Here is a 25,914-nt window from a genome sequence, read left to right on the forward strand (position 1 = left end):
ATTGTATCAGGTTCAACCTAATAATTAAAGTTGGGATAGAATACTACGATGCCACCGTGCATATTCCCAACATTCCCGAATCAATCTTTTGGTCGGACATCGACAATGCGCTTCTCCTTCAATTCTGTCTCCATGCCCAGCATGCGGAGCAGCTCATCTAAGGGCTTCTGACGGATAACCGCCGAGACAAAGATTTGATTATGTACCAACTTGTTCACCGTATGCTCCAATTGGGTAAAATCAGCTCCGGCTTTTGGCGCGAGATATATGGTAATCTCATCCAGTCCGTGCGGGTCATTATCTTTTTTAGAAATTTCAACTTGCCACTCCTCAATTTCCGGCAAACCTGACAAGAGAGGATAAAAATCATTCAAATTTACTAATTCACCTTTTACTTTCGTGAGGTGAAATTCTTTGATCTCGGTTGTCCGCTGCAAATCAATGCCAATGCGTGGCACAGTTCGGCCACAATACTGGCACGGACTGTAGTCAATCCCGGTGGTCATGTCACCAGTGCGATAGCGAACAACGACTGATCCGCGCCAACCAAAACTGGTGTAAACGAGCTCACCCGGCTGTCCCTCAGGAACTCGTTTTCCGTCCGTATCAATTACTTCAAAATAACCTAAATCAGGATACAGGTGATACCCTGACTTTTCATGACACTGAATCCAGGCAGTCTTGGCTTCAGTAAAAGCGTATGTACTCAAGAATCGAACATTCGGAGCGCCGAGCTGAGCCAATAATGCTTTTACTTTCGCGCGCATACCTTCGCTAGCGCGTTCACCACCGGTAATAAATGTTTCCAGGCCTGAGAAGTCACGCTTCTGTTTCACCGCTTCGCGTAACAGGTGATAGCCATACCCAGGGATGCAAACGAATAACCCCGCTTTCATGCCTTCGAGCGCATCCATAATTTTCTGTGTGCCCATGACCTTGCCACCGCCTGTTTGCAGTGAAGTAATCCCCAATTGCACCAGCGCGTTATACGCTTGCCAGAAAGCAAGGTGAGGCGCATAGGGAAACGCATTGATTGCCACCTTATCGCGTGACACATGTGCAACGCCAAACATGCGCTCACCCGCCTCCTTCAGAATCTCAATGTCTGATTCAGTGTAACCGAATGCCGTGGGCAGGGCACTGCGACCGGTCGTAAAATGAAGATGAATGGGTTTGTATAATTTTTCTAATTTCCGCTTTACGTCCTGACCGGTGAGTTTCCCCCAGATGACTTTAGCCAAGAGCGATATTGGGGCGTATTTCTTAATCAAATGCTCATCAGGCTGCAGCATGAAGGTACGCGGCTTGCCCTTATCATCAGCGGTTGGAGCGATATCTGCCTTCGTGGTAAATGGGACGCGCTGTAAATCATCGACGGTACGAATTGATTTGAAATCAATATTATTCTTTTTGAATAATTCTCGATAAAACGGCGAGTAGGGTAATTCATGCTGAAAGAAATAGGCGACTCGTTTATTTTGTAATAAGCGTTGTTCCTCAAGTGACATCTGGGTGATGCGGTTCCAAAGATATGACATAGTGTGTTCGTTAATTTTTCCTATTAATATGTGTTAACCCATCAATACGATCCATAATAAAATGTGTAGCTTCAACCAACACATCCTTACTCAAGTCCCGCCCGTAGTACTGCGTCAGTTCAAATGGCTTGCCGATGTGGATTTCTAACGCGTGTGGGTTTAAGAGTATATTTTTTATAACCTGGCGCCGGCGATACAATTTCGGAAGATCAGGACGCACCGTCACGTCGTGCACCATGCCTATAGGCACAATCGGCACCCGATTCCAGATGGCCAAGCGAGCCGTACCAGTCTTTGCCCGCATCTTTTCTTCATTATACTCCTGAATGATCCCCTCCGGAAAAATACCAACAATGTTTCCCTTTTTTAAATACGTGTCCGCAATCTCAAGCGAACGGTGCGGGTTGTCTCGTTCAAATGGAATACAATTCGCCCATTTTTCTGCTACAATTTTTTCCCAATACCAGCCCCAGGGGGCCGTATTTGAAATAAATGCGATCTTCTGTTTGAGATAGGGTAACAGCACTGCGCCAATAAACACGCCGTCCAATGGCCCAAGATGTTTACAGGCGATAAGATAGGGCCCCTGCAAAGGTACGTTTTCCAAACCAACCGTCTTCTTGATAAAAAACCGAACGAAGGGAAAAAGAGTTCGACGAGAAATTGGATAAAACATACTATTGGTGTGGGGTAATAGGGGCGCCAATTAATGCGCCAATGGTGCGCATTAAGTCATCAGTGGCGCGATGCAATAATTCACGAGTGATTGGTTGATGACGATACGCACTCAAATCCAATGGCTTACCAAAATGAATAGCAATGTGACGATCGGGTCTCAAGAAGCTAGCAAATGAGCTGAGCATAGAAAAGCCCATCGTGTTTTGAATGCCAACTGGAATAAGCGGCACTCCGGTTGCCAGCGCCATGCGGATTGCCCCAGTCTTGCCCAACATTAACTGCGGTGGATGGGTATTTCGGCCACCTTCCGGAAAAATACCCACGGTCTTTCCGGCGCGCGCCAGCTCAATCATACGTTCTAATGATCCGCGAACATTGCCCGGTTGCAGCCGTACCATCCCCCAATACCGGGTAGCCAGCGGCCCACCCCAGAGACGCCACATAATATCGAGCGTTAAAAATTGGATTGGTTCGGCTAAGTACGGCAACATGGTCATGGCAATGGCGGGCCCATCAAAAAACCCCACGTGATTCAAAGCCAAAATATACGGGGGTTTTTGAGGAATATTCTCCGTGCCGGTCACCGGCGTGATCACGCGGCGGCCAAGCGGGCGCAACAGTCGAAAGAAAAGCCGATACATAGGCTGGTCTTCGAGGAGAAATAATTAAATAATGATCCCAATAATCAAAATAGCAACGATATTGAGAATCTTAATCATGGGATTAATGGCTGGGCCGGCCGTGTCCTTGTATGGATCGCCAACCGTGTCGCCAGTTACTGCCGCTGCATGAGCCGAAGATCCTTTGCCACCATGATTACCTTGCTCGATGTATTTCTTGGCATTGTCCCAAGCCGCACCGCCGGTGGTCATGGAAATGGCCACAAAGATGCCAGTCACGATACTCCCGACTAATAATCCACCCAGAGCAACGGGGCCAAGGATCCAGCCCACGAGGATGGGAGCGAGTACGGGCGTCAGCGCCGGGATAATCATTTGTTTAATCGCTCCTTTAGTCACAATATCAACCGTGCGGGCATAATCTGGTTTCTCGGTTCCCTGCATAATGCCGGGTTTCTCTTTAAACTGCCGTCGCACTTCATTCACGACATACCCCGCCACAGTACCCACTGCTTGCATGGCTTGGGCGCCGAAGAAATAAGGCAGTAAGCCGCCAATAAATAATCCCACAATCACATACGGATCATCCAGAGAAAAATCAAAAAATTTTCCTTGAGCCGCCAGTTCCTCAATATATGAAGCAAAGAGGACAATCGCCGCGAGACCGGCCGAACCGATGGCGTAGCCTTTCGTGATTGCCTTCGTCGTATTGCCGACCGCATCCAATGCATCAGTGACTTCTCGAACGTCCTCGGGCAATTTTGACATTTCAGCAATGCCGCCAGCGTTGTCTGTAATCGGACCAAATGAGTCAATCGTGACGATGATGCCGGCGAGTGACAACATGCTCATCACCGCGATAGCAATACCATATACATCAGCTAAGGCATACGCACCGAGAATACCCGCGGCAATCACCACCACCGGCAATGCGGTTGATTTCATGCTGACCGCGAGTCCGGTAATAATATTGGTGCCGTGACCTGTCTCAGAGCTCTCCGCCACTGATTTCACCGGGCCGTATTTGGTCGAGGTATAATATTCAGTCAATAGAACGATCAGTGCAGTTACGACCAAACCAATCAATGCGGCAAAATAAATGCTGAGCGTAGTGTACTGTCCATTATCAGCCATCAACCAATTAGTAATAGGGAAGAAACCAATCGCGGCTAAGACGCCAGATACGATCAACCCCTTATACAGAGCCCCCATAATGCTTTTCCCTTTGCCCAATCGGATAAATATGACACCAAGGATAGAACAGATAATTGCCAGCGCACCAATCACCAGTGGGAAGAGTAGCGCATTTTCGAAATTATCAAACGTCAATGAACCGAGTAACATTGCGGCTACGGCCGTGACCGCATAAGTTTCAAATAAATCAGCTGCCATACCCGCACAATCGCCAACGTTATCTCCCACGTTATCAGCAATCACAGCTGGATTGCGTGGATCATCCTCGGGAATACCCGCCTCTACTTTACCCACTAAATCCGCGCCCACATCTGCTGCTTTGGTATAGATACCGCCGCCGAGCCGGGCAAAAATTGAGATTAAACTACCACCAAAACCAAGACCAACTAAAGCAGACACGTCTTTGGTAATGGCATAATAACCAGCGACACCCAATAACCCTAAACCAACCACGAGTAAACCAGTGACGGCACCACCGCGTGCGGCGATGGCTAATGCCGCGCCAAGCCCCGATCGAGCTGCTTCAGCAGTGCGCACATTGGCGCGGACAGAAATATTCATGCCAATATAGCCAGCAACAGCCGAAAGAATTGCACCAATTACGAAACCAATACCAGTTTGGATGTCCAGGAGCCACCAGAGTAAACCAAAAATAAACACCGCAATAACAGCAACCGTGCGATATTGACGGTTGAGATACGCACGTGCGCCCTGCTGAATAGCCAGCGCAATTTCTTGCATGGTTTCATTACCTGCGGGCTTGCGTAAGATCCAACGAACTAACCAGAGGCCATAAAGAATAGCGGCAATAGCGGCGGCCAGAGAGATATAGAGTGCGTTTGACATACTAAATAGTAAGTATGATTAATTATTATTCTTTTGGTTCATCAGCCGGGGTTTCGGGTTCCGCGGGGACTGCTTCCGATGCGGCGGCTTCAGCCTCCGTCACTGCCTCTGGAGCCGCGGCGGGGGCATCAGCGACCGATTCTGCGCTCGCGTCAGCTGTTCCCTCGGCTGCTTCTGGTCTCTTGGGACGCTCACCTGACTCAGAAACAATATCAATCTTCCAGCCAGTCAGCTTCGCTGACAATCGGACATTCTGGCCAGATTTACCGATGGCTAAAGATAACTGATCTTCTTTTACTTCCGCTTTAGCGGTTTTTTCCTCGAGATTCGTTTGAACACTTAATACCTTAGCGGGGGAAAGGGCATTCGAAATAAATTTCACCGCGTCATCATCCCATTCAATAATATCAATTTTTTCACCACCAATTTCGGAAATAATAGTCTGCACGCGGGAACCGCGCTGGCCAACGCAGGAGCCGACCGGATCAATATTTTTCTGATCGGTCCAAACGGCAATCTTAGTCCGGGATCCCGCTTCACGGGCAATTGATTTTATCTCCACTGAACCATTGCCAATCTCAGGGACTTCCAAACTGAACAGTTTGCGCACCAATTCGGGATGAGCGCGGGACAACAGAATTTCCGGTCCTTTCGGTGTAGTACTCACGGAAACAACGTAGAATTTTAGACGCTGCCCCGGCGTATAACGCTCGTGGGGCACCTGCTCCGCCGGAGGCACGATAGCAGTAGCCTGACCCAGGTCAATTAAAACGACCCGACCCTCGACGCGCTGCACGGTGCCATTAATCACTTCCCCTTCCTTATCTTTGTACTCACGGAAAATCATATCTCGCTCAGCTTCACGCAGGCGCTGAATAATAACTTGTTTAGCTGTTTGTGCAGCCATACGGCCATAGGCAGCCGGGGGGAATAGTTCAGTTTTAATCTCGTCACCGAGTGCTGCACCTGATGTGATCGCCTGTGCCTCAGTCAAGGTAATCTCGGTTTTTGGATTAAACCGCTCAAATTCTTCGGTAGCCTCCTCTGTTACCGGGGTAACGGGAGCGACGGGCGTCACCGCATCGGACGATTCCGCTGCGGCTGCCTCGGCGGCCGCTTGGCGTTCCGCTAATAATTTTTCTGTAAGCTCCTTTTTCTCGTCCGTCACGACAGTCTTCACATCAAAGACGCGCGCTGAGCCGTCTTCCATATTGAATGTAACTTTGATATTCTGGTTCTTTTCACCAAAATCTTTTCGATAGGCCACGGCTAAAGCCGCCTCAATCGTTTCGATAACCGAATCAAGCGAAATATGCTTCTCTTCGCAAATAATTTTTGCTGCTTCTAATATCTCTTGTGCTTGTGATTTCATACGCGCCACGATAATTTAGTACTAAAAAAACCAGTTATCATCATGATAACTAGTTATGCCATGAGTATAGACCAGCGAGAACCAGCCGTCAAGCCTCACTCGAGCGGCATATGTCGATAATAGGTCAGGGGGCCATCGGGACGCACGATCGCCAGATCAAAGCGATATCGATTCGTCCACTGTACATTGGAGACGTATAGGCTGATGCTCGCAGCTAACCGCTCCTGTTGTAACGGATGGAGGACTGGGAATCGCCCCAACCAATCTACCGATCGAGTTTTTACTTCAATAAATACCAATTCGTGAGCGCGGCAATCATAACTTATGATATCAATCTCACCATAACGGCAATGCCATTGCCGCGCCAATATCACATGTTGATTCCTGGCGAGATACTGCGCCACACGCGCCTCTCCTTGATTGCCAATTTTTTTCTGATACGACATATCTTCCACACACTCAATTAGCGTGGGGAAGGTTTACTGACGTATAGATCTGAGACTAGGCGTGCCGCTCGAAAACTAAGCCAAAATGATACGGCCCCGCCTCGATTTCACGGCGAAATTGAAAATGATGCTTCTCCAATAATGTCATAACCGCCTCCGGCTCGATTCGATGAGTAGCGGGCGGGCCAAACTGCATATTGCTCTTTCGCCAATCAACGACAACTACGGTACTTCCCGGCTTGCCGATACGTTCAATTTCATTAATGATATTGTCTTGAGCTTTTGATTGTGACAGCAGCTGCACGAGGAGCGTCATGTCTATCGAATGATCATGAATTTTTTGTGCTCCACCCACGCGCTCGGCATCTGACCAAACGGTGGTGAGATTCGCCAAACCAAACATTTTTGCTTTGCTTCTCAGCGCGGAGAGGGCGTCCTTCAATATGTCGACAGAATACACATGTCCCGCATCGCCAACGATGCGCGCCGCCGCAATGGAAAAATATCCGCCGCCGCACCCAATATCGGCCACGTGCTTCCCGGCAACTAATCCTGCCTTGGCTAAAATATTTTCCGGATGGAGAAAGGTAGAGCTTGAATGTGTAAAGCCAGTCATAAGAGTGTACTCATAGTATAGCACAAGTGCTTTATCCCCGCTGTACTATTGCCCGGATCGGCGCGTACGATCGCCGATGAATCGGAGACGCGCCATGCTGACGGAGTGCTCGCTGGTGCCATGCCGTGCCATACCCTTTGTGCTGAGCAAAACGGTAGAGTGGATAACGCCGATCATAGTGCACCATCATTCGATCGCGAAAAACTTTTGCCAGAATTGATGCAGCGGCAATGGACATAATCTGAGCATCACCATCTATAATGGAATGGACGGGAATGTTCAGCGCGATCTTGAGCGTGCCATCAACTAAAGCAACATGCGGTAATTTCGGCAACAACTCCAGGGCATGGGCGATGACGCGTATATTCGCTTCGCCCACGCCGACTCGATCTATCTCTGCCGAACTGATTGAGCAAATTTGATAGGCGAGCGCCTGCCCACAAATCTCATCACATAATTGTTCTCGATGTCGAGGAGACAATAGTTTTGAATCACGCAATCCGGGTAACGAATTGTTTGCCGGCAGAATAACCGCCGCAGCCACAATCGGTCCAGCCCAGGCGCCGCGCCCCGCTTCATCCGCGCCGGCAATCAACCGGTACCCCTTCCGACGATATTCATTTTCAATCTTTTGATTTGGATATTGCATAACCACAGTATATACCTTAATCAACAATTTCCTAATAACAAAAAAGTGCGCCGGGTGAGGCGCGCCGATAAGGGGAAAGAGTGATAAGAAAAAAACCCGAAGGTGTGTTCTTATGGAATTGAAAAGGAGGTGTAGCGCACCAATAATATATTGTTTTATATGCGACACCTCCCTGATGGGAGTGTCGTGAGCGTTAACCGCTCGTATGTAGGTCGGATGCACCGACGCACATATGAGCAGTTAATGCCACATATGAAACTCCCATTATGTTGCCTTTTGCGTTGGATTTTTCAAAAAGCGAATTTCTCTACCTTCTTGTGGTGTTCTCTCTGCTATTTTTTTGTTTTGCGCAAAGAGTTACCTTTTTGTTTTGTTTCGTTTTTTGTTCGCGATGTCCAACTGCATCGCTCCAAAAGTAGAGAAAGCATACAACCGAACTCATTCGGGCATATCGCTTCCGCTACCTTACTGTGGATAAGTTTTCAAATTTCGTATGCGACCAGTATATCATAATAAAAGACCAATGTCAATAGTTTCTTTTGGCTAATATTAAATAAAAATAAAAAATGGTTTAAATTAAACCATTACTACTAATATTTTTTCGTTTACTTCAAGCGGCTTTGGACAAACTCCCAGACTTGCCGATATTCGGCTTCAGGCGTCAGATCAGTCGTGTCTAAAAACAAATCGTAATGCGCGGGAGAAAAAATATCCAAATGATAATACTTTTGGTAGCGCAATTGATCGCTGGCAAGCCGTGCGCGAACCGCATTCTCTACCGCAACGTAATCCGTGAGATTTACACCCTCATTCCGATCCTGCGCTCCCTGCCGTATTGCGTCCCAGATGCGCTGGCTGCCGACCTCCACTGATACGTCAAGGAATATCTTAATCGCGTGGGGAATAAAATGGAATGCGGTGCGACTTTCAATAATAAAGTCATCCTTCGTTTTACCTAATTCCGTCAGATACTCATCAAACTCCGTGTCGCCCTCAGGATGGGACTCGCTCCAAGCGTTAAATTCCTGAAGGGTCATCCCTTTCCGTCGCGCCATCTCGCGCCGCATGCCGCCGATGTAGATGCGCTCATAGCCAAGCGCCGCCGCGAGCCTGGTCGCGACGGTGCTTTTGCCTGAGCCTGGTTTGCCGTTCAAACTAATAATCATTGATCGGGCGTTGACGATTGAAGCGATGATTACCGCCATGGGAACCATGAGACGGACGATTAAAGGGACGTCGTGGACGATCCTGCACGCCCTCGGGGTCAGTCGATGGAGCGGATTGATCAAAAACTTTATGAGACAATTCCACGCGACCTTTTTCTTTGTCTACCCCCATCACCTTCACCTTGAGTGGGTCGCCAACTTTTACGACATCGGAGACGCGATTGATTCGCTGATTTCTAAATTGTGAAATGTGAACCATGCCGTCTTTGCCAGGAAGCACTTCGACGATAGCGCCGATCTCACTTCCGGTATTACGATCCGTAACGATGCGGGTGACGACGCCATCGTATACCTCGCCGACAGTTAAGTCGTGGGTAAGATTCTTGATCCAATCAATTGCCTTTTTAGACATATCGGCATTTGTCGAGGTCACCATGATCAAACCGGTGTCCTCAATATCAATCTGCAATACATCCTCACCACCGCATTCCTCAATAATCTTATTGATTGTTTCACCGCCTTTACCGATGACTTCACGGATTTTTTCAGGATCAATCTGCACTGCGGTAATGCGCGGTGCGTATTGAGACATTTCGGTACGAGGCGCGGGTATAATTTGCGTCATTCGTTCCAAAATTGCCAAGCGAGCTTTTAAGGCGGCGGCGAGCGTATCACCGATCACCGCGAAATCAATGCCGTGCAATTTCACATCAAGCTGAATAGCGGTAATACCCGTGCTGGTACCCGCAACTTTGAAATCCATATCACCATCATGATCCTCCACGCCTTGAATATCAGTCAGCAACCGGTAATTGGATGAATTATCCGGATCAGTAATTAAGCCAATAGCAACGCCTGCAACCGGCGCGAGAATCGGCACGCCTGCATCCATCAAAGCAAGCGATGATCCACAAGCGGACGCCTGGGATGAAGAACCATTTGACGAGAGCACCTCAGATACAACACGAATGGTGTAGGGGAATGATTCTTTTGACGGGAGCACAGGCTCAAGCGCCTTCTCAGCGAGAGCCCCATGACCGATCTCTCGGCGGCCAGGGGAGCGAACTGGTTTTGCTTCGCCCACCGAAAAGCCAGGGAAATTATAATGATGCATATAGCGCTTCTTGCCGCTCTCTTCCATGGTGTCGAGCACTTGCTCATCTCCGGGAGAACCCAGGGTGACAATGGAGAGTACCTGCGTTTCACCACGATTAAATAGTCCGGAGCCATGGGTGCGAGGCAGTAGGCCCACTTCACACCACACTTCACGAAGTTCATCGATTGACCGGCCATCAACGCGCTTGCCTGTCTCAAGCACCAAACGCCGCACTTCCCGATAATACGCTTCATCAATAAGCCCAATGCCCTTGGCACGGTGTTCTTTCGACACTGCATTATCGGCCTTGAGCATGGCATCGAGCTCGGTTTTGACCGCTTCCAATGCAGCGGCGTGTTCTTGTTTGCCACGTATCTGGAATACGGCTGGTAATTTTTCCTGGAGGAACGCGTTTACTTTTGTTTCCACGGCCTGCCAGGTCTGCTGTTCTTCAGGCGCAGCGGGAGTGCCAATCACTGACATTTTAGTCCGACCAACTTTTGCTTGGATTTCCCGGATAAATGTCACGATGCCACTGCTTTGTTTAAAACCAAATTCCATGGCCTGCAACATGACATCTTCCGGAATCTGTGCGCCACCCGCTTCGATCATCACTACTTTTTTGTCAGTGCCAACGACCACTAAATCCAAATCGCTTTTCTCGCGTTGTTCATATGATGGATTCAAAATCCATTCACCATTCACCCGGCCAACCCGTGAGCCAGCCACCGGACCATGCCAGGGGATATCAGAAACGGACAAAGCAGCTGACGCGGCAATGAGCGAAACAACATCCGCGTCATTCTCTTGGTCAACTGATAGTACGGTCACCACGACCTGAATATCATTCCGAATTGATTCGTCGAAGAGTGGGCGAATCGAACGATCCACCATACGCGCGGTGAGCACTGCTTCATCAGTCGGACGGCCTTCGCGCTTGATGAAGCGGGAGCCTTTAATTTTCCCGGCCGCATACAGGCGCTCTTCATAATCCACCATCAGCGGAAAATAATCGATGCCATCGCGGATGGTATCACTTAATACTGCCGTAGCGAGGACAACCGTACCGCCATATTGAACGGTACAGGAGCCATTGGTCTGTCCGGCAAGTTTGCCGAACTCAAATGTCATTTCTTTACCGGCTACCGTCGTGGTAAACCGTTGGGGAGTAGGAACCATAGTTCTTTCCTTTCGTAACTACCGCATCAGAGTCTGCACTATGGATACGAGCTCATAAACTTGTGCTCCGGAGTACATCGAATCCTGATGTACTGCGGTGAATAAGCCTACGAAACGTCGCACCTGCATGTGCTCCATCTCAATGTAGTAGATATATTAATTATCAAATAAATTTTATCGACCGATAAATCGGCGACGAGGTGCAATTAAATATTTCTTTTTGTCTTCACTTAAATCATGAAATTCGTCAGTGACGGCGCGAAGATTTGATGAGGCGGATTCGCCAAATGCGATCACCTCGACAAAGACGCCAAGGTTTTTCAGATAATTTATCAACGGTACGAAGTCGCCATCACCGGTTACCAGCACCACAACGTCCAGTTTCGGCGCCAATCGAACCGCGTCGATAGCCACACCAATATCCCAATCGCCTTTTTTGTTGCCACCGTGGAATATCTGCAGCTCTTTCATTTTTACTTCAAAGCCTTGGTTGTCCAGCGCTTCAAAAAATTTCTGTTCATCAACGTTGTCCGCCTTGATGACGTAGGCAATCGCCCGGATCAGCTCTCGGTCAGCCACCGCCGTATCAAGCACGGCGCCAAAATTAACCTTTGCCCCGTACAAATTCTTTGCGGAGTAATAGAGGTTTTGAACGTCGACGAAAACACCGACGCGTTGAGCTTTAAGTTTCATTACTTCTTCTTAAGTTTCAGCTTAACTGACAAGTCTTCGAAACTTTTCGCATTCTCCTTCTCGAGATATCGCAGGAGACGACGACGCTGTCCTACTTTGCGCAGGAGACCACGACGTGAAGAGAAGTCTTTCTTGTGATCCTTAAGGTGGCCAGTCAAGCGCTTAATCTCTTCCGAGAGTATTGCAATTTGGACCTCGGCGGAGCCAGTGTCCTTCTCATGCACTTTATACTTCTCGATTATCTTATCCTTTTCCTTTTTGGTTAGCATAATTGTTCCTTTCAGGCGAATCCGAGTAAAAGGGGCTAACCATCGACCCAAAACCCAGTATTCGTCTTCATAAATTAAGTACCCATAGTATACGAAATAGACCCACCCTGTCAACCCCGCTAGAAACGACATTGAAAATGAGTCCTTCCGTTTCTGATGGAGTCAGTCAAAGCTTAAGCCACCAAAACGCAGGGGATGATTGCGAATTTTGACTCCATGCCTAATGTGTCGTAAAATGACGCCACACTATGACCAACGAGTGCTTCACCATGATGAATCAATATCTAGACGTTGTTCGGCAAGACGGCTCAATCCAGGCTGCAAAAAATTACCAAGCCTACCTCCGTAAATTTTTTACCATGACCCAGTGTCAAACGATTAATGGCATCACGGCCGAACATGTACAAACATTTCGCAACCAGCTCCAACAAACGAGAACCAGCCGAGCCGAATTAATGCGTACATCGACAATCAACTATCACCTCATTGCACTGCGTTCATTTATCCGGTACTGTCACGAGCAGGGGATGACCCAACTCACTGAAACGGCTATTCCTCTGCTGCCCGCGGCTCGGCATGCCCGCCCCTCTATTACCCACTATGACCTAAGTCAGTTTCGCGAAGCGCCACTCACCGCCACAAATGCAGAAATCATCCAGCGTCGAGATAAAGCCTTGATTGAATTATTACTCACCACGGGGTTAAAGGTTTCCGAAATTGCTTCACTCAAACGCACCGATGTGCAATCAGGAAAAAATATTCTTGCGATCCGCGGTCTCCGCGACACTGTCCGTACCCTCAACCTTACGAAACAAACTCACCATTGGTTGCGCCAATATCTTCAGATGCGGCGCGACGACGCAACCGCACTCTTTGTTCGTCATGACAAAGCGCAAAAAACTACCCCAAACGCGCTGACGGCACGGAGTATCCAACGTATTATCAAGCGCTATGCGCTCTCCTCAGGTTTAGGCAGGGACGTCACGCCAGAATCACTACGTCAGCAATACGCTAAAATCTTGGCGGCCAATGGTGAAACTATTCAAGAGATCAAAAAACGTTTGGGCCACGCGTCAAGTACTACCACTAAGCGATATACAAAATAATTAATACGCATGCCCCTGTAGTTCAACGGACAGAACAAGAGCCTTCTAAGCTCTGGATGCAGGTTCGACTCCTGCCGGGGGTACCACTCACACGACACAGCTATGAATACCCAGCGCGAGTTACTCCTCACCTTTTGCACGAAAACCGTCGAAGCACTCAATCAAGAGCTTGGCGTCAAATCTGACCAGGGTTTGAACGATACTGAAGTTGCCGAACGCCAAAAAAAATTTGGCGCCAATGAAATGCACCCTCATCAAATAGGCATCGGGAGTGTGTTTGCTCGCCAATTCAAATCAGCCTTTATTTATCTGCTTTTAATCGCGGCGGCGATTGTTATTGTGGCCGGAGAAACGCTCGATGGTATTATTATAATAATTTTTGTGCTAATTAATGCTACGCTCGGATTTGTTCAGGAATACCGCTCTGAACGGGCGCTCAAATTATTACAACAATATGTTAAAACAGAAACGTCGGTCAGGCGACATGGTGAACTGCATCGGATTGACGCACGCGAATTAGTCCCCGGAGATATTGTTATAATCCAAACTGGCGATTCAGTCCCGGCCGACGTACGTTTACTCAAGGTATCGGGGTTACTGGTTAATGAAACCGCGCTGACTGGTGAATCAGTGGCCGTGGATAAAGATGCCGATGCTCTTGAAGCGCAGCCAGCTGATCTCTATGCCGCACGTAATCTCTGCTTCTCTGGTACGTCCGTTGTTCAAGGAGAAGCCGAAGGAATCGTCATCGCAACCGGTCTCCAAACCGCCATCGGAAATATTACCCAGCTCACCACCGAGGCCGTCAAAGAAAGTAACTTCGCCAAAGGCATTGGCCGTTTTAGCAAATTCATTTTGCAAATGATCCTGATTACACTGGTTTTTGTCTTTGTGGCAAATCGTTTAATCAAAGGGTCTGAAGTAAGCCTCATCGAGCAACTGGTATTCTCGCTGGCTCTCGCAGTCAGCGTGATTCCCGAAGCACTGCCGGTTGTTTCGACCGTTTCATTAAGTCGTGGCGCCGTAGAATTAGCCAAGCGCAAAGTGGTGGTAAAACGATTAACCTCAATCGAAGATATCGGTGGTATCGATGTATTGTGCTCCGATAAAACAGGAACGCTCACAGAAAATAAATTATCTCTCACCCACTACTGGCCGCAGGAGAGTGAACAAACGCTCCTCTTTGGCAACCTAGCGGCGCAGCAGGATGAAGAAAAGCACGAACCCTTTGACGCGGCACTATGGGAAGCTGCGCCCGACGACGTTCGCCGGCAGATTGACCGCTACACTCGTATCACTGAATTTCCTTTTGACCCGGTACGACGACTCAATGGGGTCGTGGTACAAAACGGAGTGAAGACATTCAGTATCATTCGCGGCGCACCAGACGAAATCCTCAAACGCTGCACCACGCTTGATGCCGGCACACAAGCAGCAGCTGCCAAGTGGCTCCGCGAACGCGGCCACGCCGGTGAACGAGTATTAGCAATCGCCACAGGCCCTGCTGCGCAGGAAATATTGCCCGATACCCCCTATGAGCTGATTGGCATTATGTCATTCGTCGACCCCATCAAAGAATCAACCTTTCGTGCTGTGACCAAAGCGCGCGCACTCGGCGTGTCTATGAAAATCATTACCGGCGATGCGGCAGAAGTAGCCGGGGCCGTTGCTCAGCAAATTAAACTCACCGCACACCCCGATCATGTCATGAGCGGTTCCGATTTTGAAAAACTATCACTAATGGAGCGACGACAAGCTGTAGAAAATTTTTCGGTGTTTGCCCGCGTCAACCCTGAACAAAAATTTGCCATTATCGATACACTCCAATCGCATCATAATGTTGGTTTCTTGGGCGAGGGGATTAATGACGCACCGGCCCTTAAACGTGCTGGTGTTTCGTTGGTGGTCCAGAGCGCGGCCAGCATTGCCCGAGAAGCGGCCGACATTATTCTCCTCCAAAAAAACCTTGAAGTCATCATCGATGGGATCGAATACGGGCGCACGGTTTTTGCGAATACCATCAAATATCTCAAAGCCACCCTGGCGTCAAACTTTGGGAACTTCTACGCCATTGCCTTGGGATCGCTATTTATCAGCTACTTGCCAATGCTTCCTCTGCAAATATTATTAGTAAATCTTCTGTCAGACTTTCCCATGATTTCCATTGCCACTGATAACGTAAAAAAATCTGAAGTGACGCGGCCTCAGCGCTACAATGTTCGCGAAATCGTTTATATTGCCACGGTCCTTGGCGTGGTTAGCACCGTCTTTGACTTCATGTTCTTTGGGTTCTTTTTTCGCGAAGCTCCGGCTGTACTCCAAACCAATTGGTTTATGGGGAGCATTTTGACTGAACTCGTTTTTCTCTTTTCGATCCGCACCAGTCTGCCATTCTACAAAGCTGCCAAACCATCACGGTATATACTATTCTTAACCGGCGCGGCAGTTGTACTGACAGTTTTGATTCCCTACTTACCGTTTGGTCAATCAGTATTTAAATTTGCTCCTCCGAGCATCGGTCATCTAGCGATTATTTTTGGCCTGGTTATTGCATATTTCGCCTGCAGTGAAATAGTAAAAAATATGTTCTACAAATTGGCAACCCCTCACACAACGTCCTCACACTCCCATGCAACTCAATAAAAAAATTATCGTTATTACCGGAGCCAGCAAAGGTCTGGGAAGTGCATTAGCGGAAGCCGCGCTCCGTGAAGGCGCCCGTGTCGTTCGCTCTGCACGCGTGCTTCCCCGTGGCAGTTCACGATATACCCCAAACGAAATATGGATCCGCGCTGATGTCACCAAACCGGCTGACATGGACCGACTGGCGAAATCAGCAATTAAACATTTTGGCACTATTGATATTTGGATTAATAACGCTGGCGTTCGTATCCCGCATGGACCGATCGAAAAAATCAACATCCCCCGCATGCATCGCATGATGGAGGTTAATCTCTTTGGCATGCTCTATGGCTCTCGCACAGCGCTCAACCATATGAAACGCCGCCGACAGGGAACTATTATTAATATACTTTCCACGAGTGCACTGACCGGCAGAGCCAATTCTGCTGCTTATTGTGCAAGTAAATACGCGGCAACCGGATTTACCAAATCACTCCGGCTCGAAGCAGCGCCAAAAAAAATTTCGGTGATCGGCGTCTACCCGGGTGGCATGCGCACGAATTTCTTCGATGAACAACGGCCGGCTGACTACGACAAATACATGAATCCGGCGTATGTAGCCGAACGCATCATCGCCAACCTCAAACGATCCTCCCCGCGAGAAGAGCTTATTATCAAACGAACATAACGCATGCATATTCCTGATGGATTCATTAATAATAACATCACCGGTCCGGCACTAGGATCAGCGGGTGCATTTGCCGCCGTAGCATTTCACAAAATATATCGAGAAGTAATGCAACGAGTTGCGGTGGCGCATAAGCAGCTGGCCACAATACCGGCGACCTCAGCTGAAATAACGACACGCCAAACTGCGGTCTCGAAATCGGGAAAGCGACAGCTGTGGCAGATGGCGACTGTCGGCAGTTTTATTTTTTTGATACAGCTTATTGACGTACCGCTCATCAATGGGACGCCGGGTCACCTCCTCGGCGGAGCGCTTGCCGCTTTCATACTCGGTCCCTGGGCAGCGATGGTTACCATGGCAATCGTATTATCGATTCAGGCGATCATACTCGGCGATGGCGGCACGATTGCGCTTGGTATTAATTTTCTCACTATGGGCGTCATAGCTATTTGGACTGCCTGGGGAATGAGCTCTATGATAAAGAAAAAAACTCATGCCATACTCGGCCTAAGCACGGCGCTATCGGTCATAATCACTGCGCTGGTGACGGCTACCATTATGCAATTTGACACTTCCCGGTTTGGCGGAAACGTTCAGTCATTTATACTCACACACTGCGTTATCGGTATCGCGGAGGCGGGCGTCACGATAGTACTCATCCGCTGGTGGCAATCTCAAAAACAATCAATCGCGATCGCTGATATAAAAAAATAGGCGGCCAGCTGACCGGTTTGATACGAGGGCTTGGCGTGTCGCCAGGTCTGATTGATTACATTACAGAAATTGAATAATCAAGTTGGTAGCGAAGAAAGCGACTCCACCCAATAAGTGCACGATAATCGGCAAGGCAATTCGCCGGTAACGCTCCATTATGTATCCAAGAAATAAACCAAAGCTGAAGGTGACGAGCATCATCATCCAGCCGTATTGTAAATGTGAAATCGAATATAGAAATGACGAAATAACAACCGCCACCCACGGCCGCGGTATCCAATGTCGAATCTGCGCCCAAACATACCCTCGAAAAATATATTCCTGAAGCGGAATGCTGAGAAGCACATAGAAGAGCATGGTAAATAGGAACAACGGTTGATGTGCGGCACCGGTCCAAGGTGAAATGTCAAAATATCGACTGACGGTACCGGCCAAACCAAATAAAACACCGAGGACGCCCGCAGTGGTCAACATGGTAATAATCCCAAGTATGGTAAGGTCGAGAGTACGAATGCCGAGTAGCTGGCGAATCGAACGATCGTCTTGCAGCGAATAAAAACACCACAAGCTGCCGTAGGCAATTAATAAATTGCTAATCATGCTAACCCCAAATCGAGAATCGTGATAGAGCGGATAAAATACAAAAAAGAGTACGGCAGCACCAATAATCAGTAATAAAAATCGTATGGCACGGATATGCATATCTCTATCATACCCCAAAATTGCCTAGTCTTCTAGAGGCATTCTTGATTTTACCGATACACTACACTATACTAATTCAATCTCACTCATGTTGACGCGCGCCGTTAGCTCAGTTGGTACCCCTTGTCCGGCAGAGCCGGACCGGGGCCCCGGCCCGTAAGGGCCAGGGGGAGCAGATCATATTTCATATGCACTTTCTCTACATATTACGCAGCAAAGTTGACCACAACCTGTACATCGGCATTGCTGAAGATGTTGAAAAAAGAATTGCACAGCACAATGCCGGTCGAGTACGATCTACAAAAAGTAGAAGACCATTACAGCTCGTGTACCAACAATCATTTCCAACTCGCCAAGAGGCTGCTAAACAGGAATGGTTACTCAAACATACGCCCGGTGCCGGTAAGCAAAAACAACGACTCGTTGAAAATTATCGACAATCTATGCGCCGTTAGCTCAGTTGGTAGAGCAGATCCCTCTTAAGGATACGGTCGGGGGTTCGAATCCCTCACGGCGCAAAGCCTGAATCAGGCCATATCAAAAACCCCTGCTCAAAATGTCCGCCGCAAAACTTCGGCCGACTCCGCGGGGGTTTTTGCTACCCAAAAAGAAAACCGCCGGTAGAAAGCCACCAGCGGTTAGATTCAAATGTATTCTCCTATAAAGATCAATGTTGTAACTGTTCGTCATGCAAGACCAGACGCGGTCGTGTTTCGACGATAAGTTCGCCCCCCTCCGGCTCCCAGCCTTCATTGTAGGTACGGCCAGCTGGTGGAACAAAACCAGTATCTTTGAGACACCGGTCAATCGTCTCAGGACGAGCGCTCTTCCCATCAGGAAGACGTGGAAAATGCGCGCACGCGCCGGTAACCCGCCGTGTACCATTGCCATTGTGACCATTACCGTTAGCAGTATGATCAAATTGCTGGCGCACCACGATCCGATGCAAACATTCGATAATGACGAACTCCAGCGCTAATCGGCGAAGTTCATGCGTGTCTTCTGGAATGGACTCCAGAATCGACGCGGGGAGGTGAATGTTCAGATCCAATAGTGACCCCCTCAATTCATACTCCATACAGCCAAGGCGCCTCACATGAAACACGATATCCATGTCAGGCCAGGGACTGCCATTGGGCAAAAAGGTGATAGACTGAATCCCCAGATCCTGCACCAGTGATAGCTGATGCACATCAACGCGATCGCGTCCGTTTTTCCGAATCAGCCGAGCCGGTTCAGTGCGGATCTGCTCGCGGTGGCGACGCATGACCGGCGCAATCTCCGGTAATCCATGCTGAAACCAACGGCACCATTCACCCGCTTTCTCACGAGCGATCTGCCATCGCTGATTGTAGGATGCCATATATGCGGTCATGGCCGTCAATTGGCGATCCTCTACTACCCAGATGGGGTGCGCCGAATTGAATGGCGTCCGCTCATGATCAGCCACGGTTTTTCCTTCTGCCTTGAGCAATTGCTTGATGTTGCTCACCGACATCATGTTGAACTGTGGGCTGCCCACACCAACGACCTGGAAGACAAACCAAAGCCACTCGACTGCTGCGACGTCCCCATCAGCCGCCAATTGGATAAGATTGGTGATCCAAGCTTTATAGAGGTGCTCCACGCAGTGACAGGAATCCTGAATCAGCCATAACAATCTTGGTTGGGCCGACTCAGGGATGCTTTTGAAACCGCGTAATCCGCACCGCAATGTCTTCCGCAACTGTTCATTGCAGGCGGGAAACGCCATGCGACAAAACATCTGCGTATTAGCTGGACTAGAGCTGATATGGAGTAACAATCGAATCAGTAAATGGACACGAACCAGCTCAAACGGGGCTGGCATGATATCAATCTCCCGCGTGACCAATTCATCGACGATCATCATTTCACCCCGCTCAATGCACGAGATGATAATAGCGTCAGCCAATGCTTTAAACCGAGGCGAATCGGTACTCACCGAATATATATGCCCCGAAGCGACTGCCTCGATTACGACACGAAGTGCCTGCCGCCGGCCCGCAGCATCATGCTCCGGTCGAAAAAGGAAATTCACCACTTTGTTGATTCGCCGATCAGACTGATCACGAAAAATCTGAGTAAGCCACCCATCCAGATTAGGAATTTGGACACCAGCTGCTGTTCCCACACGAAACTCCTTCCTGTTTTCTATTGTTAACGTTTATTCTCAATGAACGATATCCCACCTTAGCAATCTTTTTTTCATATTGTCAAGGCTGCAGGGATAGAGTAGGGTACTAAGTAGCTATGCATTCACTCGCCGCGCTGACGCGCAATACTCAATTGACCTTTCTCGCTGCTTTTCGGCGTGATTTCCCCCATGCGGAAATCTTTGTAGTGGGCGGCATTGTCCGGGATGCCCTCATCGGTCGGTCGTCAAAAGACTACGATCTCGTGATCCGCAATGTGCCTGCCAAAAAACTACACGCCTGGCTCCAGCGCCATGGCCATGTCGATCTGGTAGGACGATCATTTGGCGTATTTAAATTTTTACCCAAAGGTAACACACTGACGGAACCGATTGATATCGCCTTACCACGCACTGAACATGCCTGGGGGACTGGCGGCTATCGCGACGTTGAAATCCAGTCCAACCCAATCCTACCGATTGAAGATGACTTGGCGCGACGCGACTTCACCATCAACGCGCTTGCCTATGATGTGATCACCAAAACATTGATTGACCCCTACAACGGTCAACCGGATATTCAGAAAAAAATTATCCGAACCGTTGGCGCCCCGTCGAAACGTTTTGGCGAAGATTATTCTCGGCTGTTGCGAGGGTTGCGCTTCAGCGCCCAATTAGGATTCACCATTGAACCGAAAACCTGGCGCGCACTAAAAACATCAATGCGGCATATCAATAAAAAGCTTAACGGCGAATATGTGGTGCCCCGGGAAACCATTGCCAGCGAAATGAAAAAAACGTTCGTGAGTATTCCGGCGATAGCGTTTGACCTGTATGACCAATCGGGTGCCATTAAAGAACTGATGCCCGAATTGCTCCCGATGAAGCGCTGCCCCCAACCAAAACAATTCCACTCTGAAGGCGATGTCTGGAAACACACGCGACTGTGTTTATCTAATCTGATGGCGCCTGCTTTTTCCAAAAAATTTCCCGGAACACCACTGACGGCCGAGCTTGTCTTCGCCGTACTTTGGCATGACATCGGCAAGCCAGCCACTCTGAAACGCAGTGATCGGTTGCGGTTCAATAACCATGATATCGTGGGAGCTCGCATGGCACGCGCCATCATGGATCGCTTACGGCTTTCAAGCGCCGGAGTTAACACCGCTCATATCGAATGGCTGATCAGCCGGCATATGATCGTGGCCAGCACCAAATATTCACCCATGAAAAAGACAACGATTGAAAAATATTTCTACCACGAGCAAAATCCGGGAGAACAATTGCGTAAGTTGAGCTATGTGGACATCCTCTCCACCCTCGCCGCCCGCACCGGCAAGCCGAATCTGACTGACTACCGTGCACTGGAGCGTCAAATCATGAGCATCAAACCCCGCCGCGGTAATCGACTGGCGCCAGACTTGCTCTCCGGCAATGACATCATGCGCGCTCTGCATCTTCGGCCGGGCCCGCGCATTGGAAAAATCAAATCAAAGCTCCGCGAAGCGCAATTGCGCGGCACGATCAAAACTAAATCCCAAGCACGGGCATATCTCACCAAACTCTCATGACCACCTATACCGCAACGACCTCGGATGCAGCAAAACGACTGGACGTGTTCCTTCACGAGCAGCTGCCTGATTTGACGCGATCGCAAATCCAGAAGCGGATAAAGGTCGGCTTAGTTTCAATCAATGGTAAATCACCCGCGGTCCACCAATTCCTTAAGGCAGGTGATGTTATTGCAATGATTGACACCATGCCCGAGGCTCCAATGGTATTGCCAAATACGGCACGGGCAAAAACCCTGCCCGCAATTCCCATACTGGCAGATACGCATAAGTATGTCGTCATCAATAAACCCGCCGGTGTCCTGGTGCACCCAGCCGCCGTCACTGACGAACCCACGCTGGTGGATTGGTTTGTGCAGCACAATCCTCAGAGTGCTAAGGTGGGCGAAGATCCGATGCGGCCGGGGATTGTCCATCGCCTGGATCGTGACGTGTCTGGGCTGATGGTGATCGCCAAGACCCAAGACGTATTCGATGACCTCAAAGAACAATTCAAATCCCACAGCATTGAAAAATGGTACTACGCACTGTGTATCGGCCAACCGCAGAAGGACGAGGGAGAAATTCGATTTAATATTGATCGCAGCACGCGGGCAGGGCATAAAATGGCGGCTGTCCCGGAGCATGAAGCGCGGGGACGTCGGGCAATCACCCGATTTGAAGTAGTCGAACGATTGCCCGGGCACAGCTTACTCAAATTAGACATCCTCACCGGACGCACTCATCAAATCCGCGTGCATCTCAATGCCTTCAATCTGCCGATCGTCGGCGATCAGCTATACCGGCATCCAAAGGCCAAAACGACTATCACGACGAATCGTATCTGCTTGCAGGCGTACCACCTAGTATTTACTGACCAAGCGGGCCATCGACTGACGTTTGACCTCCCTTTAGACCCCACCATTAAGGCCCTGTGTGACAAACTGCGCCGGGGTTGACAGGTCAGAGCAATATCGGTATGCTGGTGATTACTTAAAAAGAACTAATCGCCGTTTTTTTGTATGAAAAAAACTATCGCAGAATTGAACAAGCAGCATCTCAAAACAGACCTGCCGGACCTCAAGCCCGGGCAAACCGTGGCCGTATACCAAAAGATTATTGAAGGAGAGAAAGAGCGTATCCAAAAATTTGAAGGTACCATCTTAGGCCGTAGTGGTGGCAATGGTATCAATGGCACAATCACCGTGCGTAAGATTGCCGAAGGTGTGGGCGTAGAGAAAATATTCCCTATCAATCTCCCCACCATCACCAAAATTGAAGTGCTGAAGACTGCCCGTGTCCGACGAGCCAAACTCTACTACCTCCGCTCCTACAAAAAGAAATTGAAGGAAATTAAGGGCAAAAAATAGGACTCAGGCTGTCCCTTCCTAAATTTACGAGCGGACGTGGCGCAATTTGGTAGACGCGCTAGCTTGAGGTGCTAGTCCCCGTGAGGGGTTGGAGGTTCAAGTCCTCTCGTCCGCACCAATCCATTGCCGAATGATCCTCAAGTCATGCTCGGCCATATCCTTTTTCAATCAGAATATCCCGAGCCTGCCCATTGGCAGGCGAGGAAAAGGAGAGTGTGCGCCAAGGGTGGAGTTGCTTTGCGGAAGCAAAGAAACGTAACCCGCGCCGCACAGTCGACGTGGTGGCTATAGCACAGTGGTTAGTGCGCTGGTCTGTGGCACCAGACACGAGGGTTCGAATCCCTCTAGCCACCCCAAAAAAGGTTTCATCATAGCAATATGGTGGAACTTTTTTTGTATGACACGCTATCGATCTGATGATTTTCGGGCGAACTGAAAAGAAAACCAGAGTACAATACTAATAAATACTCCATACGCGAGCACAAACGACGCTGTATGGTGCCATATGCCAGGCTTATAGATTGGCAATCGTTTCATGAGCAGCACCAAAGGATTTGGCTCATAATAATCAAACGAAAAAACTAAATTACTCGCATAGGCCTCCCCATTGATCAATAATCGGCCGTCGGGATACCAGTCGTGCGGCAACGCAAGCCACGTCAAACCATCGGCATTCGCTTGATCGATAGACAAAATAAACTGTGCATCTTTTGAATGAGCCACCGGCGGTAGAGTCAGGGTAATAGTTTGAGGTCCTGGCTCAGGACTGATGGTGACGACCTGCTCGAGCAAACGCTCACGCTCACCATAGGAACGAACAGAGGCGCGGATATCATGACTAAGGCGCTCATTAATGACGGTAAATTGAATTCTGGCTAAATCTGGTTGAGACGCAATAAAAGCCTGTTCAAGAACAGCCGGAACGCCGGGATCAAATGTAATAGACTGGGCGTGGGCATAGGTAAAAACTGGATTGCCTTCTGTATCATAATATCGTGTCGAAATAACAAAAATTAACACAACCGCTCCCACAGCGCTCGCCAACACGACGGTGAGTAAGATTGGTAACCGATGTTGTTTAGGTAATACGGCAAACATATTATAAGTAATATCGAGGAAGGATATAAAAGAAAAGCGCGCACACATTAATGAGAATAATCCCATTCGTGAGAGATAAGTACAGTGCTCGATGAAACTTTTGCGGCAGCAATTTCTGCAATCCAACCACCAATAGAATAGTTAATGGGGCGATAACCGGGAAGAGGTAGCGCCCATCAATCGGGAAACCAGGCATTATGCCGGTAGTCAAAAGTGATTTGAGAAAAATCAACAATAATAATCCCTCCAGAGCCACGATGAAAATGCATAATAGTAGCATTTGCATCATGTATGATTGAGGTTGCTGACGCCTAGTAACCACAAGATGTACTAACCCAAAAAACCCAAGTCCAGCACTGATGGCAAAAAGTACCTGGTACAGCGAGCCCAAAGCAAATTCATGACAACAACCAAAGGCGGAAAAATAAGTAAGAAACATATAAAAATATCTCAGTACAATGGCGGTAATCATAAGTCCCGCTCCTGCACCACTGACCGTAGCCGAATCAAAATTGCTCAGCCCCGTAATCTGACTTGATCCGATCTGCCCCACTGAATCGGAAAAAAACCACCACCCCGCAATTGCCAGCGTAACCCCAACAATAATTAAAGCATATGCCGCACAGCGCCGAAAATTTCGCTCTCTCATGCACTGAATAAGATAAAAAATCCCCAATGGCACGGCAAATACGATGAATTGAGGCTTGGTCAATACGCCTCCTGCAAAAATTAACCCCAACCATAACGCCTGCTGCCACTGCATCTTTTCCGAGAGATATTTAACCAGGAGATACACCAATAGCGTGCCAAAGGTAATTAATAAATGATCATTGTTCAATCCTGAGGCCGTATACGCCAGTCGGGGCATGAAGCCGATCAATGCCGCAACGGTCAGCGCACCCAGATGACTAGTCAACACACGTCGCGCCAGTTGATAAGCAAAAAATACGGTCAGCAATAAAAAAATAATATTAAACGCTCGCATCGCGTACGACCGAGTTATAATGTCGGCATGATAAAAAAGTAAATAAGGGATTGCCTCCAATGCATAATACAATGGGGGATATCGATATGTGGGATTCTGATAGTTATCCAGGGAGGTGCGCCGATCCAGGCCAGCCAGCGCCGCCAGAGCTTGACCAGATCGCTCCCCGGCATCAAAATCTTGATGCTGCACCAACCCCCGCATCGAAGCGGCCTCTATGATTTCGCTATTTTCTAAAAGCGCATCAGCGGCCCGCATTTCATCCGATTGGGTGAGCGTTGCATCGGTCTGCGGATGAACCCCGACTGCAATCGGGAGCCGCCGCTCCTCGACGAGAAAAGCAGTGTACGCATAATGTTCTATCTCGTCATAATTTTGCCACAGCGGCACGACCATAACGAAAACAAGCTCGTTCACCATAACGGCGAGTAAGAGCAACAAAATCAGTTTGTGGCGAATAAAAAAATTTTTTATCCCGAATGGCATAGGTTGTGCCCTCATTATAGGAGCTTTACCCCAAATAATCCACTGGCTACCACGGGATCAACACCCGACAATATTTACC

24 protein-coding genes and 4 tRNA genes are annotated in these 25,914 nt (G+C 48.8%); 12 read left to right on the forward strand and 16 right to left on the reverse strand.

Translation table 11 applies throughout. From position 1 onward, the window contains the following. Window positions 1–80 precede the first annotated feature (80 nt). The 12 genes from HZC01_01865 to rpsO all read right to left on the reverse strand — a co-directional run bounded on the left by HZC01_01865 (window position 81) and on the right by rpsO (window position 12,365). Window positions 81–1,538 (reverse strand): hypothetical protein, encoded by a 1,458-nt coding sequence (locus HZC01_01865; protein ID MBI5037432.1) that lies wholly within the window; start codon window positions 1,536–1,538, stop codon window positions 81–83. A 10-nt stretch (window positions 1,539–1,548) separates the two neighbouring features. Next, window positions 1,549–2,214 (reverse strand): 1-acyl-sn-glycerol-3-phosphate acyltransferase, encoded by a 666-nt coding sequence (locus tag HZC01_01870; GenBank protein MBI5037433.1) that lies wholly within the window; start codon window positions 2,212–2,214, stop codon window positions 1,549–1,551. 1 nt (window position 2,215) lies between these two features. Next, window positions 2,216–2,857, reverse strand: coding sequence for a 1-acyl-sn-glycerol-3-phosphate acyltransferase (locus HZC01_01875; protein MBI5037434.1), 642 nt, complete (start codon window positions 2,855–2,857; stop codon window positions 2,216–2,218). A gap of 24 nt (window positions 2,858–2,881) precedes the next feature. Beyond that, a complete protein-coding gene (locus tag HZC01_01880) occupies window positions 2,882–4,876 on the reverse strand; it encodes a sodium-translocating pyrophosphatase (protein ID MBI5037435.1) in 1,995 nt (664 codons plus the stop codon). A 25-nt stretch (window positions 4,877–4,901) separates the two neighbouring features. Continuing rightward, complete coding sequence (gene nusA, locus HZC01_01885) at window positions 4,902–6,248, reverse strand: transcription termination/antitermination protein NusA (GenBank protein MBI5037436.1); 1,347 nt, start codon at window positions 6,246–6,248, stop codon at window positions 4,902–4,904. A 95-nt stretch (window positions 6,249–6,343) separates the two neighbouring features. Beyond that, complete coding sequence (locus HZC01_01890) at window positions 6,344–6,694, reverse strand: YraN family protein (protein MBI5037437.1); 351 nt, start codon at window positions 6,692–6,694, stop codon at window positions 6,344–6,346. 55 nt (window positions 6,695–6,749) lie between these two features. Further along, window positions 6,750–7,310 (reverse strand): class I SAM-dependent methyltransferase, encoded by a 561-nt coding sequence (locus tag HZC01_01895; GenBank protein ID MBI5037438.1) that lies wholly within the window; start codon window positions 7,308–7,310, stop codon window positions 6,750–6,752. A 31-nt stretch (window positions 7,311–7,341) separates the two neighbouring features. Next, complete coding sequence (locus HZC01_01900; GenBank protein ID MBI5037439.1) at window positions 7,342–7,959, reverse strand: ribonuclease HII; 618 nt, start codon at window positions 7,957–7,959, stop codon at window positions 7,342–7,344. 605 nt (window positions 7,960–8,564) lie between these two features. Beyond that, window positions 8,565–9,164, reverse strand: coding sequence for a cytidylate kinase family protein (locus tag HZC01_01905; protein MBI5037440.1), 600 nt, complete (start codon window positions 9,162–9,164; stop codon window positions 8,565–8,567). Then, window positions 9,115–11,400, reverse strand: coding sequence for a polyribonucleotide nucleotidyltransferase (locus HZC01_01910; GenBank protein ID MBI5037441.1), 2,286 nt, complete (start codon window positions 11,398–11,400; stop codon window positions 9,115–9,117). The genes HZC01_01905 and HZC01_01910 overlap by 50 nt, the downstream gene beginning before the upstream one ends. Before the next feature lie 174 nt (window positions 11,401–11,574). Beyond that, complete coding sequence (locus HZC01_01915) at window positions 11,575–12,093, reverse strand: NYN domain-containing protein (GenBank protein ID MBI5037442.1); 519 nt, start codon at window positions 12,091–12,093, stop codon at window positions 11,575–11,577. Next, a complete protein-coding gene (rpsO, locus tag HZC01_01920; GenBank protein MBI5037443.1) occupies window positions 12,093–12,365 on the reverse strand; it encodes a 30S ribosomal protein S15 in 273 nt (90 codons plus the stop codon). The genes HZC01_01915 and rpsO overlap by 1 nt, the downstream gene beginning before the upstream one ends. Before the next feature lie 245 nt (window positions 12,366–12,610). Here rpsO and HZC01_01925 point away from each other — a divergent pair, with 245 nt between their 5' ends. From HZC01_01925 to HZC01_01945, 5 genes are all read left to right on the forward strand, one after another. Then, on the forward strand, window positions 12,611–13,468 hold the full coding sequence (locus HZC01_01925; protein MBI5037444.1) for a tyrosine-type recombinase/integrase: 858 nt from the start codon (window positions 12,611–12,613) through the stop codon (window positions 13,466–13,468). Window positions 13,469–13,479: 11 nt separating this feature from the next. After that, a tRNA-Arg gene (locus tag HZC01_01930) sits at window positions 13,480–13,554 on the forward strand. 16 nt (window positions 13,555–13,570) lie between these two features. Beyond that, window positions 13,571–16,111, forward strand: a complete 2,541-nt coding sequence (locus HZC01_01935) for an HAD-IC family P-type ATPase (protein MBI5037445.1) — start codon at window positions 13,571–13,573, stop codon at window positions 16,109–16,111. After that, window positions 16,098–16,778, forward strand: coding sequence for an SDR family oxidoreductase (locus tag HZC01_01940; GenBank protein ID MBI5037446.1), 681 nt, complete (start codon window positions 16,098–16,100; stop codon window positions 16,776–16,778). The genes HZC01_01935 and HZC01_01940 overlap by 14 nt, the downstream gene beginning before the upstream one ends. 3 nt (window positions 16,779–16,781) lie before the next feature. Continuing rightward, a complete protein-coding gene (locus HZC01_01945; protein ID MBI5037447.1) occupies window positions 16,782–17,492 on the forward strand; it encodes an energy-coupling factor ABC transporter permease in 711 nt (236 codons plus the stop codon). 60 nt (window positions 17,493–17,552) lie between these two features. On the opposite strand, the gene HZC01_01950 is transcribed toward HZC01_01945, so the two are convergent. Then, window positions 17,553–18,194, reverse strand: coding sequence for a CPBP family intramembrane metalloprotease (locus tag HZC01_01950; protein MBI5037448.1), 642 nt, complete (start codon window positions 18,192–18,194; stop codon window positions 17,553–17,555). A gap of 188 nt (window positions 18,195–18,382) precedes the next feature. Between HZC01_01950 and HZC01_01955 the strand changes: the two genes are divergently transcribed. Both HZC01_01955 and HZC01_01960 read left to right on the forward strand, forming a co-directional pair. Next, the gene (locus HZC01_01955) at window positions 18,383–18,649 is read left to right on the forward strand and encodes a GIY-YIG nuclease family protein (protein ID MBI5037449.1); all 267 of its coding nucleotides are present in this window, start codon (window positions 18,383–18,385) and stop codon (window positions 18,647–18,649) included. Beyond that, window positions 18,640–18,712 (forward strand) — tRNA-Lys (locus HZC01_01960). Before HZC01_01955 ends, HZC01_01960 begins: the two co-directional genes overlap by 10 nt. 149 nt (window positions 18,713–18,861) lie before the next feature. Here the strand turns inward: HZC01_01960 and HZC01_01965 are convergent. Continuing rightward, complete coding sequence (locus tag HZC01_01965) at window positions 18,862–20,346, reverse strand: hypothetical protein (protein ID MBI5037450.1); 1,485 nt, start codon at window positions 20,344–20,346, stop codon at window positions 18,862–18,864. 119 nt (window positions 20,347–20,465) lie between these two features. Between HZC01_01965 and HZC01_01970 the strand changes: the two genes are divergently transcribed. From HZC01_01970 to HZC01_01990, 5 genes are all read left to right on the forward strand, one after another. Beyond that, a complete protein-coding gene (locus HZC01_01970) occupies window positions 20,466–21,917 on the forward strand; it encodes a CCA tRNA nucleotidyltransferase (protein ID MBI5037451.1) in 1,452 nt (483 codons plus the stop codon). Further along, the gene (locus HZC01_01975) at window positions 21,914–22,855 is read left to right on the forward strand and encodes an RluA family pseudouridine synthase (protein ID MBI5037452.1); all 942 of its coding nucleotides are present in this window, start codon (window positions 21,914–21,916) and stop codon (window positions 22,853–22,855) included. Before HZC01_01970 ends, HZC01_01975 begins: the two co-directional genes overlap by 4 nt. Window positions 22,856–22,918: 63 nt before the next feature. Next, on the forward strand, window positions 22,919–23,266 hold the full coding sequence (gene rplS / locus HZC01_01980) for a 50S ribosomal protein L19 (protein MBI5037453.1): 348 nt from the start codon (window positions 22,919–22,921) through the stop codon (window positions 23,264–23,266). A 30-nt stretch (window positions 23,267–23,296) separates the two neighbouring features. After that, window positions 23,297–23,384, forward strand: a tRNA-Leu gene (locus tag HZC01_01985). A 163-nt stretch (window positions 23,385–23,547) separates the two neighbouring features. Then, a tRNA-His gene (locus HZC01_01990) sits at window positions 23,548–23,622 on the forward strand. A gap of 49 nt (window positions 23,623–23,671) precedes the next feature. On the opposite strand, the gene HZC01_01995 is transcribed toward HZC01_01990, so the two are convergent. Further along, window positions 23,672–24,364 carry a hypothetical protein gene (locus HZC01_01995; protein ID MBI5037454.1) on the reverse strand — a complete coding sequence of 231 codons (693 nt, stop codon included), beginning with the start codon at window positions 24,362–24,364 and terminating at the stop codon, window positions 23,672–23,674. A gap of 1 nt (window position 24,365) precedes the next feature. Next, window positions 24,366–25,835, reverse strand: coding sequence for a glycosyltransferase family 39 protein (locus HZC01_02000; GenBank protein ID MBI5037455.1), 1,470 nt, complete (start codon window positions 25,833–25,835; stop codon window positions 24,366–24,368). Between the last annotated feature and the right edge of the window lie 79 nt (window positions 25,836–25,914).

The organism is Candidatus Kerfeldbacteria bacterium, from assembly GCA_016214565.1.
GTDB lineage: Bacteria > Patescibacteriota > Patescibacteriia > UBA10025 > JAHIVO01 > JAXDBW01.